This window comes from Tersicoccus sp. Bi-70 (assembly GCF_001968825.1).
In the GTDB taxonomy this organism is placed as follows: Bacteria; Actinomycetota; Actinomycetes; order Actinomycetales; family Micrococcaceae; genus Tersicoccus.
This window is the reverse complement of record NZ_MIEU01000012.1, coordinates 74,962-94,586: the sequence shown is the minus strand read 5'-3', so window position 1 is coordinate 94,586 and position 19,625 is coordinate 74,962. Positions and strand designations below refer to the sequence as shown.

Sequence of the window (19,625 nt, the reverse complement as noted above, 5' to 3'; positions counted from 1 at the left end):
CCCTAGTGGGCAGGCAGCGGCCCGGCACCGGTACCGGCCTCGCGCCCTCCCGTGCCCTGTCGCGCACTGTCGGTCCGTGCGTAGCATGGGGCCACGCCGGCGATCCGGGCCGGCCCCGAGGGAAAGGGGCACGCCATGGGCGTGCAGACCCAGCGATCGTCCCAGGACGGACACGACCAGCGCGGCCCGGGTGAGCAGAGCCCGGACGGCGAAGCACCGGTCACCGAGAAGCGGGCCCGCGCCGTCGCGGAGGCGGCCCGGGAGACCCGCTGGGACCGGCCGAGCTTCGCCCGGGGCCTCTACCTCGGCCACCTCGACCTCGGGCTGATCCACCCGTTCCCCACGGGAGACCCGCGCGCCGACGAGGAGGGCGCGGAGTTCCTCGCCCGGCTGCGGGTGCTGTGCGAGCAGCTCGACGGGCAGCTGATCGAGCGGGAGGCACGGATCCCGGACGAATACCTGCGCCGGCTGGCCGAGCTCGGCATGTTCGGCATGAAGATCCCCCGCGAGTACGGGGGCCTCGGCCTCAGCCTCACCGTGTACGGGCGGGCGCTGACGCTGGTCGGCTCCGTGCACCCGAGCCTCGGCGCCCTGCTCTCGGCCCACCAGTCCATCGGCGTCCCGGAACCCGTCAAGGTGTTCGGCACCGAGAAGCAGAAGCAGCGGTTCCTGCCGCGCTGCGCCCGGGGCGCCGTCACGGCGTTCCTGCTCACCGAGCCCGACGTCGGATCCGACCCGGCGCGCCTGGGCACCATCGCGACGCCCACCGGGGACGGGGACTACCTGATCGACGGCGTCAAGCTCTGGACCACCAACGGGGTGATCGCCGACCTCGTCGTCGTGATGGCCCGGGTCCCCCCGCACACCGATGCCACCGGCGAGCACCCGGGCGGCATCAGCGCCTTCGTCGTCGAGACGGACGTGCCGGGTCTCACCGTGGAGCACCGCAACGCCTTCATGGGCCTGCGCGGCATCGAGAACGGCGTCACCCGGTTCCACCGGGTCCGGGTGTCGGCGGCCGACCGGCTCGGGGCCGAGGGGCAGGGCCTGAAGATCGCGCTGACGACGCTGAACACCGGGCGGCTCTCCATCCCGGCGATCTGCACCGCGGGCGCCAAGTGGTCGCTGAAGATCGCGCGCGAGTGGTCCGGGGCGCGCGTGCAGTGGGGCCACCCGGTGGGGGAGCACCAGGCGGTCGCCGGGAAGGTCGCGTTCATCGCCGCCACCACATTCGGCATGGAGGCGACGTGCGAGCTCTCCGCGCGGCTCGCCGACGCCGGGAGCCGGGACATCCGCATCGAGGCGGCCCTGGCCAAGCTGTGGTGCAGCGAGATGGCGTACCGGATCGCGGACGAACTGGTGCAGATCCGCGGCGGGCGGGGGTACGAGACGGCGGCGTCGCTGGCCGCCCGCGGGGAGCGCGCGGTGCCCGCCGAGCAGCTGCTCCGTAACACCCGCATCAACCGGATCTTCGAGGGATCGACCGAGATCATGCACCTGCTGATCGCCCGGGAGGCCGTCGACGCGCACCTGAGCGCCGCCGGCGACCTGGCGAACGTGGACGCGGACCTGGCCGCGAAGGCGCGCGCCGCCGTCGGTGCCAGCGGCTTCTACGCGTCCTGGCTCCCGCGCCTCGTCGTCGGGGACGGCACCCTGCCGACCGGGTTCCGTGAGTTCGGGCCGCTCGCCCGGCACCTGCGCTATGTCGAACGCAGCTCGCGACGCCTCGCGCGGCAGACGTTCTACGCGATGGGCCGGTGGCAGGCCGGGCTGGAGAAGAAGCAGGTGTTCCTGGGCCGGATCGTCGACATCGGCGCCGAACTGTTCGTGACGGCTGCGGCCTGCACGTGGGCGAACCAGCTCGAACGGACCCGTCCCGATCGCGGGCCCGGCGCCGTCCGGCTCGCCGACGCCTTCGCCGCGCAGTCCCGGATGCGGGTCGAACGCTTCTTCGACGAGCTGTGGCAGCACACCGACGACGGCGACGCCCGCCTGGCCGCCCGGGTCCTGGCCGGTGACGTCACCTGGCTGGAGGAGGGCATCATCGACGCCTCGGAGGGCACCGGCCCGTGGATCGCGGACGCGTCCGACCACCCGAGCCGAACCGAGAACCTGCTGCGGCACGTCGACTGACGACGCTCGTCGTCGTCACCGGTCTCCGGTCGCCGTCAGGTCCGGTCGGTCGGTGACGACTCGTCGGGTTCCGGGTCGCCGAGTCCGCGCGCCGCCAGTGCGAGCCCGGTGCGCTGGGCGTGGTCGACGGTCCGCAGGATCACCGGCAGGGTCCGGGCGCGTATCGAGTGCTGCAGACCGCGGGCGACGGCGGCGTCCCGGGCGTCGTCGAAGGCCCCGGCGATCCACGTGATCGACCGGAGCACGATCAGGGTGGTGAGGGCGAACCGGTCGGGGTCGGCGCCGAGCCGGCGCAGGGGGCGCACGGCGGTCACGACCCCGTCGAGCAGCCGCCCGGTGGGGGTCGTGGCGGTGAGCAGCTGGGCGGCCGTCATCGCGGCGAGCAGGACGGCGACGACGGCGACGGCCTGCGCGACGCTCGCGGTGCTGCCACCGCCGGCGAGCACCTGGTACGCCCCGATGATCAGCAGGATCAGCCAGCCGGCGCGGACGGGCGCGAGCACGCGTCGGGCGGGCACCCGGGACAGGCCGGCGACCAGCAGCACCGCGGCGAGCAGCACCAGCGCGGACACCGGATCGCGTGCCAGGACCGCGGCGATCGAGACCAGCACCATCGCCACCGCCTTGACCCGCAGTCGTGCCCGGTGGACGGGGGAGTCGCCCGGCCAGTACGCGCCGAGCTCGCGGGCGGCGCTCATGCGGCTGTCCCGGACGGGCCCGGCCGGAGTCCCTCGTCGCAGCGCCGGCGGTAGAACGCGACGGCGGCCGGCCCCGCGTCGTCGGCGATCACCCGACCGCCCTCGAGCACGAGCACCCGCTCGCACGAGGCGGCCAGATCCAGGTCATGGGTGCTGAGCAGCACCTGCTGATCCAGCCCCTCCAGGGTGCGCCGCAGCAGCAGCGTGTTGCGTAGGTCCAGTAGGGTGGACGGCTCGTCGAGCACGAGGACCGCGGGGTCGACGGCGAGGACGACGGCGAGGGCGCCGAGCTGCCGTTCTCCGGCGGAGAGGTCGAAGACGCTGCGGTCCGCCAGGTCCGTCAGGCCGAACCGGGCCAGCACCTGGTCGGCTCGGGTGGCCCGGTCGCGGCGGGGGACCGAGCGGCGCAGGGAGAGGACGACGTCCTCGCGCAACGTCGGCATGATCAACTGGGCCGCCGGGTCGGTGAAGACGAAGCCGACGCGGGCGCGCACGGCCGCGGGTGAGGCCCGGGTGTCCAGGTCGTCGACGCGCACGGTTCCGGCGGTCGGCTCCTGCAGGGCATCGACCAGTTTGAGCAGTGTGGACTTGCCGGAGCCGTTGGCGCCGATCACGGCCACCCGCCGCTCCGTCAGGTCGAGCGTGAGCGGGTGCAGCAGCACCCGGCCGCCGACCTCGACGGTGGCGGCGTCGAAGGCGATCCGGGTCATCGCCGGGTCGGTGACCCGCTCACCGCCGCGGCCCGAGCAGCGCCGGGAACGCGCGGTGCACGGTCAGGGCGACGGCCACGGCCACGGCCCCCTTGAGCAGGTCCACGGGCAGGAATGCGACGTCGGCGGTCACCGCGGCCGGGAAGGCGAGCCGCGCGTTGAGCATCAGGCCGGCGATCCCGGCCGGATGGACGATCAGCACCGTCCCGGCCAGGACGGCCCCGAACAGGGCGAGCGCGCGCAGGGCGGGGGATCGGGGCCCCCCGCGGCGCAGCACGAGCGCGGCGAGCGCGCCCGTCAGGGCGGCAGCGAACGGGAACGCGATCAGGTAGCCGGCCGACGGTCCGGCGAGGACGGCCAGGCCACCGCGGAAACCGGCCAGGATCGGCAGCCCGGCCAGACCGAGCAGCACGTAGAGCCCGACGGCCGCGAACGCGCGGGTGGGGCCGAGGAGCAGCGCGGTGAGCATGATGGCGAACATCTGCAGGGTGATGGGCACGCCGGCGACCAGCGGAATGGCCGGGGCGAGGGAGGCTGCCGCCACGAGCGCGGTGAAGACGCCGATGAGGGAGAGGTCACTGGCGTCCCACCGGCGTCGCGCGCGCCGTCGCGGCTGCTGCGCGGCAGATCCGGTGTCCGGAGTGGGACGTCGGTCACGAGTCGCGGGCATGGGGGCACTCCAGTGGCTAGAATGGATCGGCTCTCTCAGGCATCGTGCCACATCCAAGGATGCGACCGCCGAGCCACCGTCAAGTTGGGACTTTCATCTGTGATCAGCGTTCAGGACCTGGAACTACGAGCCGGAGCTCGCCTGCTCATGGAGTCGGTGACGTTCCGCCTCGATGCCGGCGACAAGATCGGCCTCGTGGGCAGGAACGGCGCCGGCAAGACGACCCTGACCAAGGTGCTCGCCGGGCAGTCGCTGCCCGCCGGCGGCACCGTCACCCGTTCGGGGCAGATCGGCTACCTGCCGCAGGACCCGCGCTCCGGTGATCCGGACCAGCTCGCGCGCAACCGCATCCTCTCGGCCCGCAACCTGGACGACGTGATCACGCGCATGCGCAGGGCCGAGACGGACATGGCGAGCGAGAAGGACGCCGTCCGCGACAAGGCCATGGCCCGCTACGGCCGTCTCGAGGCGGAGTTCCTCGCCGGCGGCGGCTACGCGGCGGAGGCCGAGGCCGCATCGATCGCCTCCAACCTCTCCCTGCCGGACCGTATCCTCGCCCAGCCGCTGCGCACCCTCTCGGGTGGTCAGCGTCGCCGCGTCGAGCTCGCGCGGATCCTCTTCTCCGGCGCGGACACGATGCTGCTCGACGAGCCCACCAACCACCTCGACGCCGACTCCATCACGTGGCTGCGCGACTTCCTGTCCGCCCACCAGGGCGGCCTCCTGATCATCAGCCACGACGTGGGACTGCTCGAGCAGACGGTCAACAAGGTGTTCCACCTGGACGCGAACCGTGCCGTGATCGACGTCTACAACATGGGCTGGAAGACGTACCTGACCCAGCGGGAGACCGACGAGCGCCGCCGGCACCGCGAGCGGGACAACGCGCAGAAGAAGGCCCAGGTCCTCATGGACCAGGCCAACAAGATGCGCGCCAAGGCGACGAAGGCGGTCGCGGCGCAGAACATGGCCAAGCGCGCCGAGAAGCTGCTCGCCGGGATCGAGGGACCGCGCGTCGCCGACCGGGTGGCCGCCCTCCGCTTCCCCGAGCCCGCGCCCTGCGGGAAGACGCCGCTGACGGCGGAGCACCTGAGCAAGTCCTACGGCTCGCTGGAGATCTTCACCGACGTGGACCTGGCCATCGACCGCGGGTCCCGCGTCGTGATCCTGGGGCTGAACGGCGCCGGGAAGACGACCCTGCTCAAGCTCCTCGCGGGCACGGAGGATCCGGACACCGGGGGCATCGTCCCCGGGCACGGCCTGAAGCTCGGCTACTACGCGCAGGAGCACGAGACGCTCGACGTGAACCGCACGGTGCTCGAGAACATGCGCACCGCGGCCCCGGACATGAAGGACGCGGAGGTGCGCGGCGTCCTCGGCTCGTTCCTGTTCTCCGGTGACGACGTCTCCAAGCCGGCCGGGGTGCTCTCCGGTGGCGAGAAGACCCGGCTCGCGCTGGCGACCCTGGTCGCCTCCTCGGCGAACGTGCTGCTGCTGGACGAGCCCACCAACAACCTGGACCCGGCCAGCCGCGAGGAGATCCTCGGGGCCCTGCGCAACTACGCGGGCGCGGTCGTGCTCGTCACCCACGACGAGGGCGCGGTGGAGGCGCTGAACCCCGAGCGGGTCGTGCTGCTGCCCGACGGCATCGAGGACCACTGGAACGCCGACTACCAGGACCTCGTCTCCCTGGCCTGACGCACCGGGTACCGGGCTCGGGCCGGCGCGGGAGCGGGAGCGGCGGCGCTGCCGTCAACGCCAGCCGGCGGCGTCGAGCAGCGCGTCCTCCTCGTCCTCGGCGGTGGTTCGGGTGCGGCGCCGCGGGCGCTTGCGGATCGCACCGGAGCGCAGGTGCGCCGGGATGTCCTCGTCGTCGTCGAGCCCGCCGTTGCGGTTGACCCACGCCTGCTGGCGGGCGGCGTAGCCGAGCCCGACGAAGCCGAGCAGGCCGAACGCGAACCATTGCATGGCGTAGGAGAGGTGCGGCCCCTCGTCCAGGGACGGCCGCGGGAACGCGGTGGGGGACGTGGCCGGTGCCGGCTTCTCCTCGTCCAGGGCCCCGTAGGCGCCGGTGGCCAGCGGAGCGCCGAGCGCGCCGTCGACCTGCGCCGCATAGGTGGTGAGGTCGATCGAGGCGAGCTGCCCCGCGGGCGCGCCCCGGTCGAGCGGACCCTCGGCGTGCTTGAGCCGGGCGACGACGTCGACGGTGCCCGACGGCGGCGCGGGGACGGCGGAGGGATCGCCGTTGCTGCCCAGCGGCAGCCACCCGCGGTCGATCACGACGATCGGGCCGTCGGTGGTGCGGAAGGGCACGAGTACTTCGAACCCGGGCAGGCCGTTCAGCGGCCGGTTGCGCACCACGCGGGTCTGGTCGGCCAGGTAGCGGCCGGTCATCTGGACCGGCGTCCACTCCCGGGCGGAGTCGAACTGCCGGAACTGTCCGGCGGCCTGGGCGAAGGGCAGCGGGGTGTGGTCGTAGTTCTGCTCGATGGTGTCGATCGCGGCGACCGTCTCGGTGCGGCGGTCCAGCTGCCAGTGACCGAGGAACGCGCAGACGATCGCGAACAGCACGGCCAGGCCGAACCAGCCCAGCCACTGCGGGGAGAAGAGGAAGCGGTACTCACGCACGCGCGTCACCGGTCCCGTCGGCCCCGTCCAGCGGCAGCGTCTCGCGCCACAGTCCGCGTTCGGTCAGGTAGGTCTGCAGCCAGTCACGGTGCTCGCCGCAGGCGAGCCACTCCTTGCGCCGCTCGGGTGGATGGATCCGCGGGTTGTTCCAGCGCAACCGCCACCGGGCGGACGCCCGGCAGCCGCGTCGCGAGCACTGCGGTGCCTCCGGCCCGGCGGGGCCGGTCGACCCGGAGAGACTGCCGAGCAGGTCGGTCATGCCGGCGGTCCCGGCCGGTACCCGCCCCGGTGATGGTCCGGGTGCTGATCCTGCGGTGGCCCGCCGGCCCCCGGCTCGCCGTCGTCGGGCGCGGCCGCGTGGGATCCGGAGCCGGCGCGCGGCGCGTCGTCCATCACCTCGCCGTCGAGCACCTCGTCCTCGACCCGGTCGGGGCCCCGGGTCAGAGCCGGGCGCGCGGGCTCCGTGACGGTCGACGAATTGCCGTTGCTGACGTCGACCGTGCCGCCGGCATTGGCGATCACGACGGCGACCCACGGGAGGATGACCGCGCCGGCGATCATGACCCAGCGCAGCCAGTCGTCGAACACGAACGCGAGCACGATGCACACCAGGCGGATGCCCATCGAGATGGCGTACCGGATCATGCGCCCGTTCATGTCCGCGGTGTGGGACTGCTGGGCATCGGTGATGGTGTGGACGTCGGGGGTGCCGGAGCGGCGATGCGATCCGCGGCTCTCGGAGTGATTCTGCGTCATCATGTCTCGTCTACCGATCATTCTCCCACCGTGGACGCACGGGCGGAAACGACGCCCGCGGCGGCGCCCCCGTAGGATCGGAGGGATTGTTTTCCAGCTGCGGAGGTACGGATGTCACAGGGTGAGCAGGCGACGAGCGGTCAAGCGACGAAGGAGCAGTCGACCACAGCGCAGTCGACGACAGCGCAGGCGCCGAGCGGGCGCAGCGTGCTCGTCACGGGCGGAAACCGCGGCATCGGCCGGGCCATCGCCGAGGAGTTCCGGGCGAACGGGGACCGGGTGGCCATCACCTACCGCAGCGGCGAGCCGCCCGCCGGCTTGCTCGCCGTGCAGGCGGACGTGACCGACGCGGCGTCCCTCGACGCCGCATTCACCACGATCGAGGCCGAGCACGGCCCGGTCGAGGTGGTCGTCGCCAATGCCGGCATCACCCGCGACACCCTGCTGCTGCGCATGTCCGAGGAGGACTTCACCTCCGTCCTCGACACCAACCTCACCGGCGCCTTCCGCGTGGTCAAGCGGGCCGCCCGTGGCATGATCCGGCTGCGGAAGGGCCGGGTCGTGCTCATCTCCTCGGTCGTGGGCCTCTACGGCTCGCCGGGGCAGATCAACTACGCCGCGTCGAAGGCCGGCCTGGTCGGCATCGCCCGCTCGCTCACCCGCGAGCTGGGCTCCCGCAACATCACCGCCAACGTCGTCGCCCCCGGCTTCGTCACCACGGAGATGACGGCGGAGCTGCCGGAGAAGCAGCAGCAGGAGTACAAGGCGTCCATCCCGGCCGGCCGGTTCGCCGAGACCGAGGAGGTCGCGAAGGTGGTCCGCTGGATCGCCTCGGACGAGGCCGCCTACATCTCCGGCGCGGTCATCCCCGTCGACGGCGGCCTCGGTATGGGCCACTGACGGCCCGATCCTCCGACACCCCCTCGCACCCGCCCACCCCAAGGAGCACCCCGTGACCGAAGAGCACCCCGCCACCCCGACGGATTCCCAGACCGGCGCCCTCGCCGGCAAGACAGCCATCGTCACCGGTTCGTCCCGCGGCATCGGCGCCGAGGTGGCGCGCCTGCTGGCCGCTCAGGGCGCGAGCGTCGTCGTCAACTACCGGCAGAAGGCGCCGCGCGCCAACAAGGTCGTCGCCGGCATCGAGGCCGCGGGCGGTCGCGCCGTGGCCGTCGGGGCGGACCTGACCGCCGAGGGCGGCGCGCAGGCCCTCGTCGACGCGGCCCGCGAGAACTTCGGCAGCCTCGACCTGCTCGTCCTGAACGCCTCCGGCGGCATGGAGGCGGACCTCGGCGAGGACTACGCCATGCGCCTGAACCGCGACGCCCAGGTCGGCATGCTCGAGGCCGCGGTGGCCGCGATGCCCACCGGCTCCCGCGTCGTCTTCGTCACCAGCCACCAGGCGCACTTCATCGAGACGGTGCCGACCATGCCCGAGTACGAGGCGGTCGCCCGGTCCAAGCGGGCCGGCGAGGACGCCCTGCGCGAGCGGCAGCCGGACCTGACCGGCCGGGGCATCAGCCTGGTCGTCGTCTCGGGCGACATGATCGAGGGCACGGTCACCGCGACCCTGCTGGACCGGGCCCGTCCCGGCACCCTCGACGAGCGGCGCAGCGACGCCGGCAAGCTGTACTCCGTCGAGGAGTTCGCGGCCGAGGTGGCGAGGATGGCCACCGCGGACGTGCCGACCGGCTACACGGAGTACGTGGGCGGCGCCGAGCACATGAAGTAGGGCTCAGAAGCCCGGGAAACCCGCGAGCGCGCCGACGGCGTCGAGCCGCGGGAGGTTGAGCTGGGCGTCGGCGGCGTGACGCAGGGCCGGTTTGGCGTTGTAGGCCACCGCGAGGCCGGCCGCGGCGAGCATGTCGAGGTCGTTCGCGCCGTCCCCGACCGCGATCACGTGGTCGGGAGCGATGTCGCCCGCCGTCGCCCACGCGCGCAGGCTCGCCGCCTTGACCGCGCGGTCGACGACGTCGCCCTCGACCCGCCCGGTCAGCACGCCGTCGCGCACGCCGAGCCGGTTCGCCCGGTGGTGGGTCAGATTCAGACGCTCGGCGAGCGGGGCCAGCACCTGGGTGAACCCGCCGGAGACGGCCGCCACGTGGTGACCGCCGGCCAGCAGGGCCGCGACGAGGCGCTCGGCGCCGGGGGAGAGGCGCACGAGGGCGACCACCTCGTCGATCACCCGCACCGGGAGCCCGGCCAGCGCCTCGACCCGAGCGTGCAGGGACTGGGCGAAGTCGAGTTCCCCGCGCATCGCCGCATCCGTCACCGCGGCGACCTCGGCCTCGCGACCGGCGTGTGCGGCGAGCATCTCGATCACCTCCTGCTGGATCAGCGTCGAGTCGACGTCCATGATCAGCAGCAGCCGCCCGCCGTCGTGCAGGGCGTCCGGCACCACCGCGAGGTCGACGCCGGGCACCGCCTGGGCCACCGGGTCGGGGCGCAGCACGGACCGGAGCATCGCGGCGGCGGCGGGGGCGTCCTCCAGCTCGCCGAGCGGCCAGCGCGTCCAGGCGTACCCGGTGCCGTCGGCGTCGTCGGGCCGGCCGCCGTGCACCGGCGCGGGCAGGTCGAGCCCGGTCTCGGCCACCGCACGCTCGACCAGAGCAGCGGCGCGCTGCAGGGGGACGGCGGGGCCGTCGGTGGGGTCGGTACCGGCGTGCGCCGGGGTGGTCGGGGCGAGGGCGATCACGGAGAAGGCGGGAGACACACCCGGGAGTCTAGCCAGCGGGTGCGGCCGCCCGGGCGGCGTCCCGCGTCGTCGAACGCCGTCGGCGTGACCTAGGCTCTTGACCCATGGGTGATGTGCTGGAACTGGACGCGGTGACCATCGTGCGGGGCGAGAAGACCCTGCTGGACGCCGTGGACTGGGACGTCTCCGACGGGGACCGGTGGATCGTGCTCGGCCCCAACGGAGCCGGGAAGTCGACGCTCCTGCAGATCGCCGGCGCCCGGATGCACCCGACGTCGGGAACCGCCGAGATCCTCGGTGAGCGGCTCGGCGCCGTGGACGTCTTCGAGCTGCGCCCGCGGATCGGCATGACGTCGGCGCTGCTGGCCGGCCAGATCCCGGCCGACGAGAGCGTCGTCGACACCGTGGTCACCGCGGCGTGGGGCGTCACCGGGCGGTGGCGCGAGCGCTACGAGGGTTTCGACGAGGACCGCGCCCGAGAGCTGCTGGGCGAGTGGGGCATGGGCACCCTGGTCGACCGGCGCTTCGGCACGCTGAGCTCGGGGGAGCAGAAGCGCGTCCTGATCGCGCGGGCCCTGATGACGGATCCCGAACTGCTGCTGCTCGACGAGCCGGCCGCGGGCCTGGACGTCGGCGGCCGGGAGGACCTGATCGGTCGCCTCGCGGACCTGCTGGCCGACCCGTACGCGCCGGCCATCGTCATGGTCACCCACCACGTCGAGGAGATCGCTCCCGGCTTCACCCACGCGCTGCTCCTGCGCGACGGCGCCGTCGTGGCGGCCGGGCCGCTGGACGAGGTGCTCACCAGCGAGAACCTGAGCGAGACGTACGGCGTCGATCTGCGGCTGACGCGCGACGGCGATCGCTGGCACGCGGTCGCCGCCCGCTGATGGGCATCCTCGAGTCCGCTCTCATCGTCATCGCCGGCCTGTGGGCCGGCGCGATCAACTCGATCGTCGGCTCCGGCACGCTGGTCACGTTCCCCGTGCTGGTGGCGCTGGGCATCCCGCCGGTGACGGCGACGATCTCCAACGCGATGGGCCTCATCCCCGGCAACGCCGCGGGAGCGCTGGGGTACCGGGCCGAGCTGAAGGGCATGGGCAGGCTCGTGGCCCGGCTGCTGCCGGCGTCCCTGCTCGGTGGCATCACGGGCGCCACCCTGCTGCTGCACCTGCCCGAGTCGGTGTTCGAACTCGTCGCCCCCTTCCTCATCGTCATCGCCCTCGCCTTCGTCATCCTGCAGCCCCGCCTGCAGGCGTGGGTGCGCCGCCGCGCGGAGGCACGCCGGCAACCCGCCGCGGGTGAGGAGGGCCTGCACCAGCCGCCCGTCCTGTACGTGCTCGTGTTCCTCGCCGGGATCTACGGCGGCTACTTCGTCGCGGCCCAGGGCATCCTGCTGGTCGGCATCCTCGGGGTCTTCATGGTCGGCAGCCTCCAGGCCGCCAACGCGATGAAGAACGTGCTGGTGCTCGGGGTCAACATGATCGCGGCGATCTCCTACCTGATCTTCGCGTTCGGTCGGATCGACTGGTGGGCGGTGCTGCTCATCGCCATCGGCTCCACCGTCGGCGGCCTCGTCGGGGCGCGCATCGGCCGGCGGCTCAAGCCCGTGGTGCTGCGGAGCGTCATCGTCGTGCTCGGCCTGGTCGCGCTCGGCGTGATGATCGCCCGCCTCGTCACCGGCTGAGGGGGCGACCGTCATGAGCGTCGTCCGGATCACCGACCCGGCGGATCCCCGGGTCCACGACTACACGAACCTGACGGACGCGGCCCTGCGCCGGCGCCGCGAGCCGGTCGAGGGCCTCTACATCGCCGAGAGCCCCACCGTGGTGCGGCGAGCGCTGGCCGCGGGACACCGGCCGCGGTCGTTCTTCCTCGCCGACGCGTGGCTGGACGACCTCGGGGACGTCCTCGACGCCCACCCTGAGGCGCCCGCCTACGTGGGGGCGCCCGCGGTGCTCGAGGCGATCACGGGCTTCCACCTGCACCGCGGCGCGCTGGCGGCCATGCACCGACCCGAGCCGGTGCCGGTCGACCGCCTGCTGGCCGGCGCACGCCGGGTCGCGGTGGCGGAGGACATCGTCGACCACACCAACCTGGGGGCGGTGTTCCGGTCGGCCGCCGCGCTCGACGTCGACGCGGTGCTGCTCTCCCCGCGGTGCGCGGACCCGCTGTACCGGCGCTCGGTCCGGGTGAGCATGGGCACCGTGTTCCAGGTGCCGTGGGCGCGGCTGACGGCGTGGCCGGACGGTCTCGCGTCCCTGAAGGACGCGGGATTCGCGACAGCGGCGCTGGCGCTCGACGATCGAGCGCAGGACCTGGACGTCGCCGTCGTCGACGGCACGCCACTGCCGCAGCTGGACCGCCTGGCCCTCGTCCTGGGCACGGAGGGGGCCGGCCTGAGCACGGACGCGATCGCGGCGTGCGACGCCGTCGTGCGCATCCCGATGAGCGGGGGAGTCGACTCGCTCAACGTCGCTGCTGCCGCCGCCGTGGCGTTCTGGCACACGCGCCCGATGCGGTAGAGTGGAGCGCTGGCCCGTGCTTCGGCGCGAGTCCCCACGAACCATTCAGGGTCTGGCCAAATCCAGCCCCGCACAGCGAAGGTATCGAACCCATGAAGACTGAGATCCACCCCCAGTACCAGGCCGTCGTGTTCCGCGACCTCGCCTCCGGCACCTCGTTCCTGACCCGCTCCACCGTGGGCTCGGACAAGACCACCGAGTGGGAGGACGGCAAGACCTACCCCCTCATCGAGGTCGAGATCTCGTCGGCGTCGCACCCGTTCTACACGGGCAAGCAGCGCATCATGGACTCCGCCGGCCGCGTGGAGCGCTTCAACCAGCGGTTCAAGAACTTCGGCAAGAAGTAAGCACCGCAGCAATGCTCGTCGCGGGCCCGCATTCCGGAAGGGATGCGGGCCCGTCGTCGTTGACACCCGGAGAACGCATCCGGCGATGAAGGAGAGGTCATGACGGACGGAACGCCCGCGCTGAAGCACGGGGAGTACAAGGTGCCCGGGGGCAAGCTCGTCGTCGTCGACCTGCAGGTGGTGGACGGCCGGCTGGCCGACGTGTCGATCAGCGGCGACTTCTTCCTCGAGCCGGACGACTTCCTGCCCGTGCTCAACGGGGCGCTCAAGGGGCTCGACGAGAACGCCGCCCCGGCGGCGCTGACCGCTGCTCTGGACGCCGTCGTCACCGAGGACACGCTCCTGCACGGCTTCTCCACCGGGGCGATCACGGTCGCCGTCCGGCGGGCCCTGGGACGCGCCACCGGGTGGGCGGACCACGAGTGGGAGATCATCACCGACGCGGCCTTCCCCACGCTGACGCACGTCGCGCTCGACGAGGTGCTCACCGAGGAGGTCGGCAAGGGCACCCGGCGCCCGACGCTGCGTTTCTGGGAGCTCGCGGAGTCGCCGAACGTGTTCATCGGCAGCTTCCAGTCGCTGCGCAACGAGGTGGACCCCGAGGGGGCGCGGGCGACCGGCACCCACGTGGTGCGGCGCATCACCGGGGGCGGTGCCATGTTCACCGAACACGGCAACGCGATCACCTACTCCATCTACGTGCCGCAGACCCTCGTCGACGGGCTCAGCTACACCGACTCCTACGCCTTCCTCGATTCCTGGGTGATGGCGTCGCTGGAGAAGATCGGGGTGACGGCGTTCTACCAGCCGATCAACGACATCGCCACGCCCCAGGGCAAGATCGGCGGGGCCGCGCAGAAGCGGCTGGCCAACGGGGGACTGCTGCACCACGTGACGATGTCCTACGACGTCGACGCGGACAAGATGGTCACGGTGCTGCGGATCGGCAAGGAGAAGCTCTCGGACAAGGGCACCCGCAGCGCGAAGAAGCGGGTGGATCCGCTGCGCCGCCAGACGGGCATGACCCGCGAGGCGATCATCGACGTCATGGCGCAGACCTTCATCGAGCGCACCGGAGCGGTGCGCGGTGCGGTGACCGAGGAGGAGCTGGCCGAGGCGCAGCGCCGCATCGACACCAAGTTCGGGACCGAGGAGTGGCTCACGCGCGTGCCGTGAGGGCGGTCCGGTCCGGACCGGTCGACGGCAGCGTGGCGCAGCTTTCGCGACGAACCATTCGGTGGGACCGCGGGCCGTGTTCTCGCTGAGGTCGAGGCTCGCGAGGCGCTTGATTTCTCCAGGTCCGATGGCCGCGCGTTCTGTCGGTGGTGGCTGGTTGAGTGAGGTCATGGAAGCCCTCGCGGGTTCGTCGCTCCTCACGCAGCCACCGACGCCGATGGCTACGGCGGCGACGTTGCCCGGCCTGGAGACCATTCGGCCGTCCACATCTCAGCTCGTTTCGACGGACCCCGAAGCATCGGCCGACGACGTTTCGCGCCTCACCGGGGTGGTCACCAGGGGCGCGGGCGCACTGTCCGCCTCCGCACCGCGCGGCGGTTCAGGCGATGGTCCCAACCCGGCGCCGACGATCGAGGTCACCGCTTCCTCGGCCGTGCTTGACCGCGTTGATCGATCGGCCGTGAGTTCTGTCGGTGGCGGCTGGTTGAGTGGGTTCATGGAAGCCCTCGCGGGTTCGTCGCTCCTCACGCCGCCACCGTCGCCCGTGGCTGGGCCGGCGACATTGCCCGGGTTGGAGACGGTTCCGCCGTCGGTGTCTTCGGAGTGTCCCGCTATCCCGGAGGTATTTCCCGACGACATGTCCCGGGCCGTCGGGAGGCTGACCAGCGATGCGGGCGCAACGTCCGCCTCCGTACCGCGCGGGCGTTCGGGCGATGGTCACGGCCCGGCACCGACGACGGATGTCACCGCTGCCTCGGCTGCCCTCGACCGCGTTGATCGATCGCCCGCGAGTTCTGTCGGTGGCGGCTGGTTGAGTGGGGTCATGGAAGCCCTCGCGGGTTCGTCGCTCCCCACGCCACCACCGTCGCCGGTGGCTGCGCCCGCGACGTTGCCCGGGCTGGAGACGGCTTCGCCGTCCACATCTCAGATCGTTTCGACGAACCCCGAAGCATCGGCCGACCATGTTTCCCACGTCACCGGGTCGGTGGTCCGTGTCGCGGGCGCCGTCACCGCCGCCGGGCTCACCGTGACGGATTCGATCGCTGCCCTGGAGGACGTCCGACGGATCGAGTCGTGGGCCGCGTGGGCCAAGCACCGGCTCGCATCGGCGGCGATCGAGGCGGCGGAGAAGGACCACGAGCGCTGGCTGGCCGCCTCGTCGACCGCCGCGATCGATGTCGACGGTCCTGGTCTGACACGCGCTGAGCGGCTGGCCGTCGGCGAGCGGAGCGGCGTCGCCGAGGTTGCCTGCGCACTGCGCGTCAGCGAGGGAGCGGTGCACACTCTGGTCAAGCGCGCCGAGGCATTCACCGGTCTACTGCCGCTCACCGCCGACGCGCTGCGGGATGGGTCGATCACCGCCACGGCCGGGATGTTGATCGCGGACGAGATCAGCGAGTACGCCGACGAGCTCCCCGCGGTCACGGACGCGACGACGGTCGATCGTCTGACCGCCGCGATCAGGGCTACCGAGGCGGGCCTGCTGTCTGCCGCAGCGCGGGGTCGGACGAAGGCGGAGCTCGAGGCGCGAGCACGGCGGATCAGGCAGCGCTGCCACCCCGCGTCCTTCGCCGAACGGGAACGGGCGGCACGTGCCGACCGGTGCGTCCGCGTTCGGCCCGATCGGGACGGCATGGCCCGGCTGACCGCGCTGCTCCCGTCCGCGGTCGCCTACCGGATCGACGGCCGACTGTCGGCGATCGCCCGGACACTCCAGGCCTCGGTCTCAGCCGACGATCGCGCGCGAGGCGCCTCGGCCGGCCTCGAGTCGGTCGATGACACCGGCTCTGGATCACCCACGATCGGCCAGCTGCGTGCCGACGTTCTCGTCGACCTGCTTGCCGGAATTCAGCGGATGATCGACGATCCTGGCTCCTCCCGCGGCACCCGCACCGCTGCGGGCTCGGCGTTCTCTGCCGCGGCCGCGGGTGACGACTGCTTCGACCCCGTGCCGCACGTGTTGCTGACGGTACCGGCCGAGACGCTGGCCGGCGGTGATGACCCCGGCTGGCTGGGCGCGTTCGGCCCGATCGCCGCTGCCGACGCTCGTGAGCTGGCCTCGCGAGCCACCTCCTTCATGATCGGCGTCACCGGTGCGGAGTCAGCAAAGGATCAGGGCGCGTGTGCGGTCGAGGACGGGACGGACGCCCGCGTGGTTCCCGTCCTGGCGACGAACGGCGCTCAGTACCGCATCCCGGTAGCGCTCCGACGCGCGTTGACCATCCGGGACGGGACCTGCCGTTTCCCGGGTTGTCGCCGATCGGCCGTGGGGTGCGATGTCGACCACGTCGTCGCCTGGTCCGACGGCGGTACCTCGGTCGCGGAGAACCTGGCCCATCTGTGCCGCAAGCACCATGTGCTGAAGCACCACTCGGCGTGGTCGGTCAGCGCCGGGCCACCGGGAAGCCGATCCACGGACCGAGCACCGACCTCCGCGAGCCACCTGACGTGGACCTCGCCCTCCGGTCGCCGCTACGAGACCGAACCGGACGACCCACCGCCGTTCTGATCCTGGAGTCATCGGCGTTGGGGAGTCGCCGTGCTGATCTTCGGCGAGAAGGACCGAGGGCATTGCCAGCCGCCGGCCCCGGCGGCGTCCCGTCATAGGACCTCCCGACGCGGCCCGCCGGCGCCGCCGTCAGCTCGCTGCGGCCTGCGCCTGGAGGGCCCGGAGCAGGCCGTCCCGCTCCTCGATGATGATCCGCCGAAGAGCTCCCGGTGCCTCCGGGTGGGTCTCCAGCCACCGTCCGGCCAGCACCGCCACCGGGTGGTCCTCCGGGGTCGTGCCCGGCGTCAGGTCCTGCACCGGCGGGAACAGCCCGCGCACCAGTCGCGAGGCCATCTCGATGCTCCGGCTCTCCCACCACCCGATCACCGAGGCGAAGTAGGGCTCGACGAAGGGCTCCGCCGTCGCCGCATCCGTCAGGGCGAAGCCCCGCAGCGACGCCGACAGCAGCTCGTTGGACAGGGCGTCGTCCCCGGTCACGCTGTCCCACACCCGCTGCTTGACGCTCGCTCCCGGGCGGGCGCTGCGCGCGGTGAGCGCCTGACGACGGCCGTCCGCCGTCTCGTCCCGGGCCAGCTCCGCGGCGATCCGGTCCTCGGACACCGCGTCCCGGGCCGCCAGAGCCACCATCATGCTCCAGCGCAGATCCTGGTTGTCGGCGAGCGACGCCAGAGCAGCGGAGCCGGGCGCAGGACCGGAGTCGGCCGCATCAGCGCCTGTGCCCGCCAGTGCCGTCAGCAGCTCCTCCTGCCCAGCCCCGTGCGCGGCGGCCACCGCGAACAGCCGGGCGAAGGTCAGCGACCCCGACCCACGCACCTGCTCTGCGAGCGCGTCCAGCAGCACCTCGAGCAGGTCGGAGCGCCGCGCCGGCGGCGTGTACCGGAGCACCGCCGTCAGGGCCTGCGAGAACAGCATCTGCCGCACCCCGTCGTCGGTCTCCGCCGCCCCGGCCCGGGCGACCGTGCGCACGAACCGCTCAGCCGGCAGCGCTGCAGTCCGGGTCATCGCCCACAGCGCCGACCAGCACACCGTGCGCGCCATCTCGTCGTCGACGTCCTCGATCCGCTCCAGCACCGTCGCCAGGCTCACCGGGTCCAGCGCCACCGTCGCATAGGTCAGATCCCCGTCGTTGGGCAGCAACAGCGCCGCATCCGCGGCCCCCGGCACCGCCACGTCCACGGTGGCGTCCACCAGCTCCGCCTGAATCCGCGCTGCCGCCTCCAGCCGACCGTCCGCCCTCTCCCGGTACACCCCGACCACCAGGGCGTGCGGCCGCAGCGCCGTCTCCCCGGTCACGGGGTCGCTGCCGGACTGGCTCACGCGCACCGTGTCCCCCGAGGAGGGCCGTTCCACGAAGAGCGTGCTGATGCCCGAGGTCTGCAGCCACGCCCCTGCCCACGCCCCCATGTCCCGCCCCGACGCCTCGCTCAGCGCCGCCAGGAAGTCCGCGAGGGTCGTGTTGCCCCAGGCGTGCTCGCGGAAGTACGCCCGGGCTGCGGCGTCGAACGCGTCCCGGCCCACGAACGCCACCAGCTGCTTGAGCACCGAGGCGCCCTTGGCGTAGGTGATGCCGTCGAAGTTCTGCTTCGCGGCGTCGAGGTCGACGATGTCCGCCACGATCGGGTGGGTGGTCGGCAGCGCGTCCTGCACGTAGGCCCACGCCTTCCGCCGGTTCGCGAACGTCACCCACGCACTGGGGTACAGCCCCGTGTCCACGAGCGAGGCGGATCCCATGAAGTCCGCGAAGGACTCCTTCAGCCACAGGTCGTCCCACCAGCGCATGGTCACGAGGTCCCCGAACCACATGTGGGCCATCTCGTGCATGATGACGTTCGCCCGGCCCTGGTACTGGATCTCGGTGGCCTCCGTGCGGAACACGAACGCCTCCGTGAACGTGACCAGTCCGGGGTTCTCCATCGCCCCGAGGTTGTACTCGGGCACGAAGGCCTGGTCGTACTTCCCGAACGGGTAGGGCACGGCGAACCGCTCCTGGTAGTGGTCCAGCCCGGCGCGGGTGACCTCGGCGATCCGGTCCGCGTCCAGGTGCTCGGCCAGCGACGCCCGGCAGAACAGCGCCAGCGGCACCGCAAGCGGCCCGTCGGCGGTCGTCACCGTGTGCTCGTCGTCCACCCGGTGGTAGGGCCCGGCGAGGATCGCTACGAGATAGGTGGAGATCGGCTCGGTCGCCGCGAAGTGCCGCACGGAGGTGCGGGAGGACGTGTCGGCAGTGCCGATCTCGACGCCGTTGCCGCGCACCTCCCAGTCCGCGGGGGCGTCCACGTGCAGCGTGAACCGCGCCTTCAGGTCCGGCTGCTCGAACACCGGGATCCACCGGCAGCAGTCCGCGGGCTCGTTCTGGGTGTAGAGGTACGCCCGGCCGTCCGCGGGGTCGACGAACCGGTGCAGGCCCTCACCGCTGCGGCTGTAGAGCCCGGTGGCCCGCACCACCACCGTGTTCCGCTCCGCCAGATCGGAGAGGTGGATCCGCTGGCCGTCGACGACGTCGGCCACGGCGAGGTCACGGCCGTTCAGCGTCACCTCCTCGACCGAGGCCCCGATGAAGTCGAGGAAGGTGGCCGCCCCGGGGGTCGCGCAGCCGAAGGAGACCGTGCTGCTCGTGCCGAAGGTCGTCGCCCCGTCCCGGGCGGCCCCGGTCAGGTCCAGGTGCACGTCGTACGCGTCGACGGTGATCAGGGCGGAGCGGGCGGCGGCCTCGTCGCGGCTCAGGTGAGGAGAGGGCATGCGCCCATTCAAACACCGGCGCCGAAACGCGCCGGTGAT

18 protein-coding genes are annotated in these 19,625 nt (G+C 72.5%); 10 read left to right on the top strand and 8 right to left on the bottom strand.

Features of this window, described 5'->3' with window-relative positions; genetic code table 11:
* Positions 1 to 135 precede the first annotated feature (135 nt).
* Positions 136 to 2,133, top strand: coding sequence for an acyl-CoA dehydrogenase family protein (locus BGP79_RS09620; RefSeq protein ID WP_076694977.1), 1,998 nt, complete (start codon positions 136 to 138; stop codon positions 2,131 to 2,133).
* Positions 2,134 to 2,168: 35 nt separating this feature from the next.
* Here BGP79_RS09620 and BGP79_RS09615 read toward each other — a convergent pair whose 3' ends face one another.
* The 3 genes from BGP79_RS09615 to BGP79_RS09605 are packed head-to-tail and all read right to left on the bottom strand — an operon-like array spanning position 2,169 to position 4,211.
* The gene (locus tag BGP79_RS09615) at positions 2,169 to 2,831 is read right to left on the bottom strand and encodes an energy-coupling factor transporter transmembrane protein EcfT (protein ID WP_076694975.1); all 663 of its coding nucleotides are present in this window, start codon (positions 2,829 to 2,831) and stop codon (positions 2,169 to 2,171) included.
* Positions 2,828 to 3,541, bottom strand: a complete 714-nt coding sequence (locus BGP79_RS09610) for an energy-coupling factor ABC transporter ATP-binding protein (RefSeq protein WP_076694974.1) — start codon at positions 3,539 to 3,541, stop codon at positions 2,828 to 2,830. The genes BGP79_RS09615 and BGP79_RS09610 overlap by 4 nt, the downstream gene beginning before the upstream one ends.
* A gap of 19 nt (positions 3,542 to 3,560) precedes the next feature.
* Positions 3,561 to 4,211 (bottom strand): biotin transporter BioY, encoded by a 651-nt coding sequence (locus BGP79_RS09605; RefSeq protein ID WP_076694973.1) that lies wholly within the window; start codon positions 4,209 to 4,211, stop codon positions 3,561 to 3,563.
* Positions 4,212 to 4,310: 99 nt separating this feature from the next.
* Here BGP79_RS09605 and BGP79_RS09600 point away from each other — a divergent pair, with 99 nt between their 5' ends.
* Positions 4,311 to 5,909, top strand: a complete 1,599-nt coding sequence (locus tag BGP79_RS09600) for an ABC-F family ATP-binding cassette domain-containing protein (protein ID WP_076694972.1) — start codon at positions 4,311 to 4,313, stop codon at positions 5,907 to 5,909.
* Between the two features lie 54 nt (positions 5,910 to 5,963).
* On the opposite strand, the gene BGP79_RS09595 is transcribed toward BGP79_RS09600, so the two are convergent.
* The 3 genes from BGP79_RS09595 to BGP79_RS09585 are packed head-to-tail and all read right to left on the bottom strand — an operon-like array spanning position 5,964 to position 7,598.
* Positions 5,964 to 6,839: an SURF1 family protein gene (locus BGP79_RS09595; protein ID WP_076695326.1), complete on the bottom strand. Its 876-nt coding sequence runs from the start codon at positions 6,837 to 6,839 to the stop codon at positions 5,964 to 5,966.
* Positions 6,832 to 7,098 (bottom strand): hypothetical protein, encoded by a 267-nt coding sequence (locus BGP79_RS09590; protein ID WP_076694971.1) that lies wholly within the window; start codon positions 7,096 to 7,098, stop codon positions 6,832 to 6,834. Before BGP79_RS09590 ends, BGP79_RS09595 begins: the two co-directional genes overlap by 8 nt.
* Entirely contained in the window at positions 7,095 to 7,598 is a 504-nt protein-coding gene (locus tag BGP79_RS09585; protein ID WP_076694970.1) for a DUF3099 domain-containing protein, read from the bottom strand. Before BGP79_RS09585 ends, BGP79_RS09590 begins: the two co-directional genes overlap by 4 nt.
* A gap of 108 nt (positions 7,599 to 7,706) precedes the next feature.
* Between BGP79_RS09585 and BGP79_RS09580 the strand changes: the two genes are divergently transcribed.
* Both BGP79_RS09580 and BGP79_RS09575 read left to right on the top strand, forming a co-directional pair.
* Positions 7,707 to 8,495, top strand: a complete 789-nt coding sequence (locus BGP79_RS09580) for a beta-ketoacyl-ACP reductase (RefSeq protein ID WP_083701761.1) — start codon at positions 7,707 to 7,709, stop codon at positions 8,493 to 8,495.
* Positions 8,496 to 8,547: 52 nt separating this feature from the next.
* Entirely contained in the window at positions 8,548 to 9,327 is a 780-nt protein-coding gene (locus tag BGP79_RS09575; RefSeq protein WP_076694967.1) for an SDR family oxidoreductase, read from the top strand.
* Positions 9,328 to 9,330: 3 nt separating this feature from the next.
* On the opposite strand, the gene serB is transcribed toward BGP79_RS09575, so the two are convergent.
* On the bottom strand, positions 9,331 to 10,308 hold the full coding sequence (gene serB, locus BGP79_RS09570) for a phosphoserine phosphatase SerB (RefSeq protein ID WP_233121341.1): 978 nt from the start codon (positions 10,306 to 10,308) through the stop codon (positions 9,331 to 9,333).
* A gap of 86 nt (positions 10,309 to 10,394) precedes the next feature.
* On the opposite strand from serB, the gene BGP79_RS09565 reads away from it, so the two are divergent.
* The 6 genes from BGP79_RS09565 (at position 10,395) to BGP79_RS16175 (ending at position 16,847) form a co-directional block, all read left to right on the top strand.
* Positions 10,395 to 11,180, top strand: a complete 786-nt coding sequence (locus BGP79_RS09565; protein ID WP_076694966.1) for an ABC transporter ATP-binding protein — start codon at positions 10,395 to 10,397, stop codon at positions 11,178 to 11,180.
* Positions 11,180 to 11,977 carry a sulfite exporter TauE/SafE family protein gene (locus BGP79_RS09560; protein ID WP_076694964.1) on the top strand — a complete coding sequence of 266 codons (798 nt, stop codon included), beginning with the start codon at positions 11,180 to 11,182 and terminating at the stop codon, positions 11,975 to 11,977. Before BGP79_RS09565 ends, BGP79_RS09560 begins: the two co-directional genes overlap by 1 nt.
* A 13-nt stretch (positions 11,978 to 11,990) precedes the next feature.
* Entirely contained in the window at positions 11,991 to 12,815 is an 825-nt protein-coding gene (locus tag BGP79_RS09555) for an RNA methyltransferase (protein WP_076694962.1), read from the top strand.
* Positions 12,816 to 12,907: 92 nt separating this feature from the next.
* A complete protein-coding gene (locus BGP79_RS09550; RefSeq protein ID WP_076694959.1) occupies positions 12,908 to 13,162 on the top strand; it encodes a type B 50S ribosomal protein L31 in 255 nt (84 codons plus the stop codon).
* Positions 13,163 to 13,261: 99 nt separating this feature from the next.
* Positions 13,262 to 14,338 (top strand): biotin/lipoate A/B protein ligase family protein, encoded by a 1,077-nt coding sequence (locus BGP79_RS09545; RefSeq protein ID WP_076694957.1) that lies wholly within the window; start codon positions 13,262 to 13,264, stop codon positions 14,336 to 14,338.
* 169 nt (positions 14,339 to 14,507) lie between these two features.
* A complete protein-coding gene (locus BGP79_RS16175; protein ID WP_143588370.1) occupies positions 14,508 to 16,847 on the top strand; it encodes an HNH endonuclease signature motif containing protein in 2,340 nt (779 codons plus the stop codon).
* 129 nt (positions 16,848 to 16,976) lie between these two features.
* On the opposite strand, the gene pepN is transcribed toward BGP79_RS16175, so the two are convergent.
* Positions 16,977 to 19,586 (bottom strand): aminopeptidase N, encoded by a 2,610-nt coding sequence (gene pepN / locus BGP79_RS09535; protein ID WP_076694954.1) that lies wholly within the window; start codon positions 19,584 to 19,586, stop codon positions 16,977 to 16,979.
* Positions 19,587 to 19,625: the final 39 nt, after the last annotated feature.

Coding starts and splice junctions, on each gene's coding strand:
- BGP79_RS09620 (WP_076694977.1), top strand. CDS start 136: ATGGGCGTGCAGACCCAGCGATCGTCCCAGGACGGACACGACCAGCGC.
- BGP79_RS09615 (WP_076694975.1), bottom strand. CDS start 2,831: ATGAGCGCCGCCCGCGAGCTCGGCGCGTACTGGCCGGGCGACTCCCCC.
- BGP79_RS09610 (WP_076694974.1), bottom strand. CDS start 3,541: ATGACCCGGATCGCCTTCGACGCCGCCACCGTCGAGGTCGGCGGCCGG.
- BGP79_RS09605 (WP_076694973.1), bottom strand. CDS start 4,211: ATGCCCGCGACTCGTGACCGACGTCCCACTCCGGACACCGGATCTGCC.
- BGP79_RS09590 (WP_076694971.1), bottom strand. CDS start 7,098: ATGACCGACCTGCTCGGCAGTCTCTCCGGGTCGACCGGCCCCGCCGGG.
- BGP79_RS09585 (WP_076694970.1), bottom strand. CDS start 7,598: ATGATGACGCAGAATCACTCCGAGAGCCGCGGATCGCATCGCCGCTCC.
- BGP79_RS09580 (WP_083701761.1), top strand. CDS start 7,707: ATGTCACAGGGTGAGCAGGCGACGAGCGGTCAAGCGACGAAGGAGCAG.
- BGP79_RS09565 (WP_076694966.1), top strand. CDS start 10,395: ATGGGTGATGTGCTGGAACTGGACGCGGTGACCATCGTGCGGGGCGAG.
- BGP79_RS09560 (WP_076694964.1), top strand. CDS start 11,180: ATGGGCATCCTCGAGTCCGCTCTCATCGTCATCGCCGGCCTGTGGGCC.
- BGP79_RS09555 (WP_076694962.1), top strand. CDS start 11,991: ATGAGCGTCGTCCGGATCACCGACCCGGCGGATCCCCGGGTCCACGAC.
- BGP79_RS09550 (WP_076694959.1), top strand. CDS start 12,908: ATGAAGACTGAGATCCACCCCCAGTACCAGGCCGTCGTGTTCCGCGAC.
- BGP79_RS09545 (WP_076694957.1), top strand. CDS start 13,262: ATGACGGACGGAACGCCCGCGCTGAAGCACGGGGAGTACAAGGTGCCC.
- BGP79_RS16175 (WP_143588370.1), top strand. CDS start 14,508: ATGGAAGCCCTCGCGGGTTCGTCGCTCCTCACGCAGCCACCGACGCCG.
- pepN (WP_076694954.1), bottom strand. CDS start 19,586: ATGCCCTCTCCTCACCTGAGCCGCGACGAGGCCGCCGCCCGCTCCGCC.